The sequence below is a fragment of the Streptomyces calidiresistens genome (assembly GCF_014141525.1).
GTDB classification, from domain to species: domain Bacteria; phylum Actinomycetota; class Actinomycetes; order Streptomycetales; family Streptomycetaceae; genus Streptomyces; species Streptomyces calidiresistens.
In genome coordinates, this window is sequence record NZ_VKHS01000215.1 from 1 (window position 1) to 7185 (window position 7185).

Annotated in this window: 6 protein-coding genes; 2 read left to right on the forward strand and 4 right to left on the reverse strand. The window is 75.3% G+C overall.

What is annotated here, in order from left to right; genetic code table 11:
* A partial coding sequence (locus tag FOE67_RS11350) for a DUF2637 domain-containing protein (RefSeq protein WP_323384726.1) occupies positions 1 to 849 on the reverse strand: 849 nt, incomplete at its 3' end.
* A 539-nt stretch (positions 850 to 1388) separates the two neighbouring features.
* Here FOE67_RS11350 and FOE67_RS11355 point away from each other — a divergent pair.
* Positions 1389 to 2522: a winged helix DNA-binding domain-containing protein gene (locus FOE67_RS11355; RefSeq protein ID WP_323384728.1), complete on the forward strand. Its 1134-nt coding sequence runs from the start codon at positions 1389 to 1391 to the stop codon at positions 2520 to 2522.
* 94 nt (positions 2523 to 2616) lie between these two features.
* Here the strand turns inward: FOE67_RS11355 and FOE67_RS11360 are convergent, their stop codons facing one another.
* The 3 genes from FOE67_RS11360 to FOE67_RS11370 form a co-directional block, all read right to left on the reverse strand.
* Positions 2617 to 3435 carry a hypothetical protein gene (locus FOE67_RS11360; RefSeq protein ID WP_182663198.1) on the reverse strand — a complete coding sequence of 273 codons (819 nt, stop codon included), beginning with the start codon at positions 3433 to 3435 and terminating at the stop codon, positions 2617 to 2619.
* A 124-nt stretch (positions 3436 to 3559) separates the two neighbouring features.
* Positions 3560 to 4495: a DUF3558 domain-containing protein gene (locus FOE67_RS11365; protein WP_182663200.1), complete on the reverse strand. Its 936-nt coding sequence runs from the start codon at positions 4493 to 4495 to the stop codon at positions 3560 to 3562.
* A 582-nt stretch (positions 4496 to 5077) separates the two neighbouring features.
* Complete coding sequence (locus FOE67_RS11370) at positions 5078 to 5683, reverse strand: hypothetical protein (RefSeq protein ID WP_182663202.1); 606 nt, start codon at positions 5681 to 5683, stop codon at positions 5078 to 5080.
* 116 nt (positions 5684 to 5799) lie between these two features.
* Between FOE67_RS11370 and hemL the strand changes: the two genes are divergently transcribed.
* Positions 5800 to 7125: a glutamate-1-semialdehyde 2,1-aminomutase gene (gene hemL / locus FOE67_RS11375; RefSeq protein ID WP_182663204.1), complete on the forward strand. Its 1326-nt coding sequence runs from the start codon at positions 5800 to 5802 to the stop codon at positions 7123 to 7125.
* Positions 7126 to 7185 lie beyond the last annotated feature (60 nt).

Sequence of the window (7185 nt, forward strand, 5' to 3'; positions counted from 1 at the left end):
GGAGTGCGCCCCGGGCGACGCCGTCCCCGGTTCGGGGGCGGTCCCGGTCGGCTCCCGGGCCTCCCGGGGGCCGGGGACCGTCGCGGACCGATCGTCCGTCGTCCCGGCCGTCACGGGGGCGGGTTCGTTCGCCGGGGCGACCGCCTGGACGGGGCGCGGCGCCTCCCCGGCCAGCGGCCGGTGGACCATCCCGGCGGCCTCCTCCAACGGCACCCCGAGATGGGCCAGTTTCAGCGGCAGCCGGGCCTCCACCGGTGCCCGCCGCCGCCAGGAGCGGCCGTACCGGGCGCGCAACTGCGCCCGGTACACCAGCCGGTCCCGCTCCAGTTCGATGACCTGTTCGTAGGAGCGGAGTTCCCACAACTTCATCCGCCGCCACAGGCGGAAGGTCGGCCACGGTGCCAGGAACCAGCGCCAGAACCGCACCCCCTCCATGTGTTTGTCGGCGGTGATGTCGGTGATCCGGCCGATGGCGTGCCGGGCCGCCTCGACGGTGATGATGAAGAGCACCGGGATGATCGCGTGCATCCCCACCGCCAGGGGGTCGCCCCACGCGGCGGCGCCGTTGAACGCCACCGTGGCGGCGGTCAGCAGCCAGGCGGTCTGGCGCAGCAGCGGGAAGGGGATCCGCAGCCAGGTCAACAGCAGGTCCAGGGCGAGCAGCACGACGATGCCCGCGTCGATGCCGATGGGGAAGAACGGCGCGAACTCCCCGAATCCCTTGCGCTCCGCCAGGTCGCGGACGGCGGCGTAGGAGCCGACGAACCCGATCGTCGCGATGACCACGGCGCCGGCCAGCACGATGCCCACCAACAGGCGGTGGGAGCGTGTCAACGTGATCGCGGCCACCCGCGAGCCCCTTCCGTGAATGAGACTGGTGTTCCCATCGGGGGCCAAGCCTGGCACACCGAACGGCCCCGTGGTCGCCGAGGAGTCGGGTTTTCCGGTCCGCGACGGCGGATCCATCCCCTGCCGGACGGCGTTTCCCCGCGCCGGGTCACCTCTCCGGGCGGGCCGCCCGCGCCCCGCCCGGGCGGCCCGCGCGGCCCTTCACCGCAGGTGCCCGCCCCGCGGCGGCGAGCCGACGGGGTGTCGGGTCACCGAGGGGGCCGCGGGGCGGCGCGCCGAACCGGCGGAGCCGGCCGAACCCCCGGGACGTGCCTCACGGGTCCCGACGCGCCTCCGCACGGAACGCGGACACGTTGCGGACGGGAACGCGGACGGGAATGCGGACGGAAGGTGACCGCTTTCCCCGGGAGAGTGGGGGAACACCCCGGGAGAGCCGGCGAAAGGACCCCCGTCGTGACAGCCCCACCCGCTCCGGCCGATCCGCCCGCTCCGGCCCGTGCCGCGCCCCCTCCGGGGCCCGGCCCCGGGGGAGGTGCGGCGTGACCGGCGGACCCGTGCTCGACACCCGGGCGCTCAACCGCGCGACCCTCGCCCGCCAACTCCTCCTCACCCGCGCCGACCTGTCGCCCCGGGACGCCGTCGCGCACCTGGGCGGCGTGCAGGCGCAGGAACCGCAGGAACCCTTCATCGGCCTGTGGTCCCGACTGCGCGCCTTCGACCCCGGCGCCCTCTCCGACCTGCTGGTGGGGCGGCGGCTGGTGCGCACCCACCTCATGCGCCGCACCGTCCACCTCGTCACCGCGGAGGACGTCCTGGCCCGACGCGCCCGCCACGACGCCATGCTGCGCCAACGGACCGGGGGCACCTACCGTCGCGAACTCGCCGGGGTGGACCCCGGGGAACTGGCGGCGGCCGGGCGGGAGGTGATGGCCGACGGCGAGCCCCGCTCGATGGCCGAGCTCGCCCGCGCGGTCGCCCACCGCTGGCCGGACGTCCCGCACCGCGCACTCGGCGAGATGCTGGTCTCCGCGCTCATCCCGATGGCCCAGCTGCCGCCCCGTGGCCTGTGGCGCACCCGGGCGGGCGTGCGCAACCTCCCGGTCGCCGCCTGGCTGGGACGGGACATCGACCCACCGGCCCCCGAGGGCACCGACCCCGTCGGGGAGGCCATGGCCCGGGGCTACCTGGCCGCCTTCGGCCCCGCCGCCACCGCCGACCTGCGCGCCTGGAGCGGCCTGGCGGGGCTGCCGGCGGCGGTGGCCGCCATCCGGGACGAACTGGTCTCCTTCCGGGACGCGCGCGGCCGGGTGCTGTGGGACCTGCCCGACGCGCCGCGTCCCGACCCCGACACCCCCGCCCCGGTGCGGTTCCTGCCGGCCTTCGACAACGCGATCCTCGGGTACGACGACCGCACCCGGATCATCGACGACGCCGACCGGCGGCTGTCGGTGGACGGCGCCCGGGTGGTGCTGGTGGACGGCCGGGTCACCGCCACCTGGACCGTGGAGCGGGACGGTGGCGGCCGGGACGCCCCCGGCACCGTGACCGTCACCCCGCTGCGCCGCCTCTCCCGCGCCGAGCGCGAGGAGGTCGCCGAGGAGGGGCGGACCCTGGCCGCCTTCCTCTCCGACGGTGCCGACGACCGGGTGCGCGTCGCCGACGGTCCCCCCTGAGCGTCCCCTCCCCGCGCGGGGAGGGCCGGGAACGCGCGGAGCCCGGTCCCGTTCGGCGACGAACGGGACCGGGCTCCGGGGCGTGCGGCGCGGCTCAGCCCTCGCCGTCCTCCGCGTCCTCCTCGTCCTCCGCGTCGGTGGTCTCGTCCCCGTCGCCGTCCTCCGCACCGGCCTCCGCGCCGTCCTCCTCGGCGGTCGGGGCGTTCGCCTCCACCGCCGCCACGGCCTCCCGGGCCACCCGCTCGGCGGCCTCCGTGATGTCCTCGGCGGAGGGCGGGTCGTCGTTGTCGAAGTCGATCCCCGTCAGGTCCACGGTCACCACCACGTTGGCGGTCCGGACCACCACCCGCTGCTGGCGGGAGGGACGGGTCTCGTCGTCGCCGGTGGTGGTGTCCACGGCGAAGGAGAAGGAGCGGGCCTCGTCGCCCCACCCCTCGCCCTCACCGGGCTCGTCGGCGGAGACGTCCTCCAGGCCCTCGTCGTTCTCCACCTCGGCCGCCCGGTCGGCCAGGTAGCGGGCGGCCCGCTCCTCGCCGCTGCCCAGCGACGGGTCGGAGTCGAAGCGCCGCAGGGACACCGACAGGCTGCGGAAGTCGTACTCGTCGATGCCGCTCCACAGGCAGGTGGCGTTGGCGGCGGTGTCCGGGGACTCCAGCTCCTCGCCGGCGGTGTCGGAGGCACCCGGCACCACCTCCTCGACCGTCTCCTCCTCCAGGGTCCGGCAGGGGTTGGGCAGGCCGGTGAAACGCGCGGGCTCCGGGGTCGCCTCGGCGGTGGGAGCCGTGTCGGGGGCGGACGCCCCCTCCCCGGCCCCGCCGTCGGAGGAGGAGCAGGCGGTCAGCAACAGGGCCGGCACGAGTGCGCAGGCGAGCAGGCGGCCCGCCCGGCCGGCGGGGGCAACGTGGGGGTCCATGGTTCCTCTGGTCCTCGTCCGTGTGACCCCGATGTCCGGGGTCTCCCGTCGGGGAGACACGGTACGCCCCGTCGGCGGTTCCCCGACCGGCCCGGAACCCCGTGTCCCGGCGGGGTGTCCGGGCTCACTCCTCGAAACGGACCGCGAGACGCCTGGCCAACTCCACCGTGCGGTCACGGGCTTCCGCGTCCTGCGGCAGGACGCCACCCGGCCCGAAATCCTCCGCGAGGGTGACGGTGACGATGGCGTTGGACGTGCGGAAGGTCACGACGATCTCGCGCAGACTCCCGTCCGCGTCGGTGGCGAGGCGGTCGTCGAGCCACGCCTCCTGGCCGGTGTTCTCCACGAGGCGGGGGCCGGTGTCCTCGCCGGTGTCCCCGGTGTCCCCGTCCCCGGCGTCCCCGGTGTCCCCGGTGTCGTCCGGGTCGGTGTCCCCGCCGGTCCCCCGCGGGTCCGGGGTGGCGGTGCTCCCCTCGCTGTCGCGGTCGTCCCCGTCGGCGCTCCCGGTCTCCTCGGTTCCCGGGGCCTCCCCGTCGGGCCTCCCGGTGCCGCCGGTGTCCTGCGACCCGTCGTCCTCCCCGCCGTCGGTGCCCCCCGTGCCGGGCGGGGGAGAGGCGTCGGGCTCCTCCTCCGGCTCCGGTCGCAGATCGAGGCCGGCGGCCTCGGCGGCGGCGACGAAGTCCCGCTCGGCCTGCTCCTCGTCACTGACCCCGGGGTCGTAGGAGACGACCCGCAGGAAGTCCACCGACAGGCGGTGGGTGCCCCGATCGCCCCGAACCTCCCAGACGCAACCCACCCGGCGGGCGGTGTTGAACGTCGCCCTCGGGACGCCCGCCAACGTCTCCTCGGCGGCCTCCGGCAGCAGGGCGGTCAGCAGCTCGCGGTCCACGGCGCCGCACGGCTCGGGGAGGGTGGAGTACCTGCCCGCGGAGGTGGCGGGACCGGTGCCGTTGCCCGTGCCGTTCCCGACGTCCTCGCCGAGGTCGGAGGAGCAGGAGAGCAGGGTCACGAGCAGGATGCCGGGCAGCGCGGCCCCCGCGATGAACGCCATGCGCCGCACGTCGTGCCCTCCTCCCGGCCGCACACCGGCCGTCCGGACCGGCCGCCGCGGGGCGGCGCGCGGTCCGGTGTCGTTCCGTGATCGTGGTGACGGGGCACGAGACGCGCCGTGCCCCGGCAGGCCGTGAAGTCTACTGGCCCGGGGCGCCCCGCCGCCCCGGCGCCGGGCGGATACGACGATGCCGGGGCGCCGGGAGAGATCACGGTACGGGTGGCACCCGGCCCCGGAGCGACGGTGCTCCGCGGGGCGGGTTTGTTCGCTTCCGGCCCCGATCGGAACGGAAGGTCCTCCGGCAGGAGGCGGAACGCCTCGTGTCGGCCGAGCGGCCCGCCGGCACGAAAGTCCCGGCGATCCGGGGTGGGGATCGCATCGGTGTCGTAGTCGTGGGCGGGGTCCTCGGAGTCCTCGGGGTCCTCGGGGTCGGCGTGGAGGTCGGTGCGCTTCATCGACATGTACCAAAGTCGGTACATCCCGGGGGCCGGGGACGCGGGGCGATCGGGGAAAGGCCGGAGAGCGGAAAGAGCAACGATGACGCGACCAGGGGGCGCGGGGGCATCCGGGCCGGCGGGGCCCCGACCCGACTCAGGGCCAGACGAGGCAGTACGGCTGGTGACCGGCCTCGTGGAGGCGCTGGGAGAAGTCCTGCCACTCGTGCAGCAGCCGGTAGATGTCGAAGGCGTCACTGGGGCCGTTGCGGTCGGGCACGGTGGACCAGATGAAGGCCGCCGCGCCGATGGCCTCCTCGCCGACGTCCCGCAGCGGGTCCACGACCGTGGTCGGCAGCTTGACCACCGCGTAGTCGGGGTGCAGCACCACCAGCTCCAGCGGCGGCACCCGGTGCAGCGGTATGCCCTTCAGGCCGGTGAGGACCATGGCCGCCATGGTCTCGGGCTTGATGCGGGTGAACATGCCCTGGCCGAGTTCGTCCCCGCCCAGCTCCTCGGGGCGCATCGACGTCGGCACCCGGGCGGCGGTCGCGCCGTCGGGCGCGCCGAAGTACTTGTACGTCACCCCCATGCGGGCCATGCGTCCCCCGTTCCTCGTCCCGGGAGCCTGCGGCTCGGCGCGCACGACCTCGGGTTCCCCGGATTCGGGGCGTCTGCGGTGCCGGCCGCGCGCACGTGAACGCGGGGGCACCTCGGGCCCCGTGTCCCCGGTGCCCTCGCCCGGTCCGCCACCGCGTTGCATGTCACCACCCGATTGTTCGCGACCCCCGCCGCACCGACCCGATCATCGTTCCAGGCTTCCCCCGTCACGGGGTGGTGAAAACGCCCCCGCGCGATGCCGGACAAGCCTCTGTCACCATGGATCGTGTGACCTACTCCTACGATGCCCCAGTTTCGCAGACACTTTTCGACCGCGCTGCCCTTGTCACCCCCGGCGGGGTGAACTCTCCGGTGCGGGCCTTCCGCGCCGTGGGTGGTACGCCCCGTTTCATGGTGTCCGGTACCGGTCCGTACCTCACGGACGCCGACGGCCGGGAGTACGTGGACCTCGTGTGCTCGTGGGGGCCGATGATCCTGGGCCACGCCCACCCCGGGGTGACCGCCGCCGTGCAGGCCGCCGTGGCCCGGGGCACCTCCTTCGGCACCCCCGGTGAGGGGGAGGTCGCCCTCGCCGAGGAGATCGTCGCCCGTATCGAGCCGGTGGAGCAGGTGCGCCTGGTGTCCTCCGGCACCGAGGCGACCATGTCCGCGATCCGCCTGGCCCGCGGCTTCACCGGCCGGGCCCGGGTGATCAAGTTCGCCGGCTGCTACCACGGTCACGTGGACGCGCTGCTGGCCGCCGCCGGTTCCGGGGTCGCCACGCTCGGCCTGCCCGACACCCCCGGTGTGACCGGCGCCCAGGCGGGCGAGACGATCGTGCTGCCCTACAACGACCTCGACGCGGTGCGCGCCGCCTTCGAGGCGGACCCGGAGGGCATCGCCTGTGTCATCACCGAGGCCGCGGCGGGCAACATGGGCGTCGTCCCCCCGGTGGAGGGCTTCAACGCCGGCCTGCGGGACCTGTGCGACCGCCACGGCGCGCTGCTGATCTCCGACGAGGTCATGACCGGCTTCCGCGCCTCCCGCGAGGGCTGGTACGGCATCGACCGGGTCCGGCCGGACCTGATGACCTTCGGCAAGGTGATGGGCGGTGGCTTCCCGGCCGCCGCCTTCGGTGGTCGGGCCGACGTCATGGCGCGCCTCGCCCCCGCCGGCCCCGTCTACCAGGCGGGCACCCTCTCGGGGAACCCGGTGGCCACCGCCGCCGGGCTGGCCCAGCTGCGCCTGTTGGACGTCGGCGCGTACGCAAAGCTGGACGCGATCTCCCGCGAGCTGCGCGAACTGGTCGACGCGGTGCTGACCAAGGAGGGCGTCGCCCACCGCATCCAGAGCGCCGGGACCATGTTCTCGGTGTTCTTCACCGACCGCGAGGTGCGGAACTACGACGACGCCCGCGCCCAGGAGGCCTTCCGCTTCACCGCCTTCTTCCACGCCATGCTCGAACGCGGCGTGTACCTGCCGCCCTCCGCGTTCGAGGCGTGGTTCGTCTCCACCGCCCACGACGCGGCGGCGCTGGAGCGCGTCGCGGACGCCCTGCCCGAGGCGGCCCGCGCGGCGGCCCGGGCCACCGCCCCGACCGACTGAGACGCCCGGCGGGGCCGGGTCCGGTCCCCCGGGCCCACCGGCCCCGCCGGGCGTCTCAGT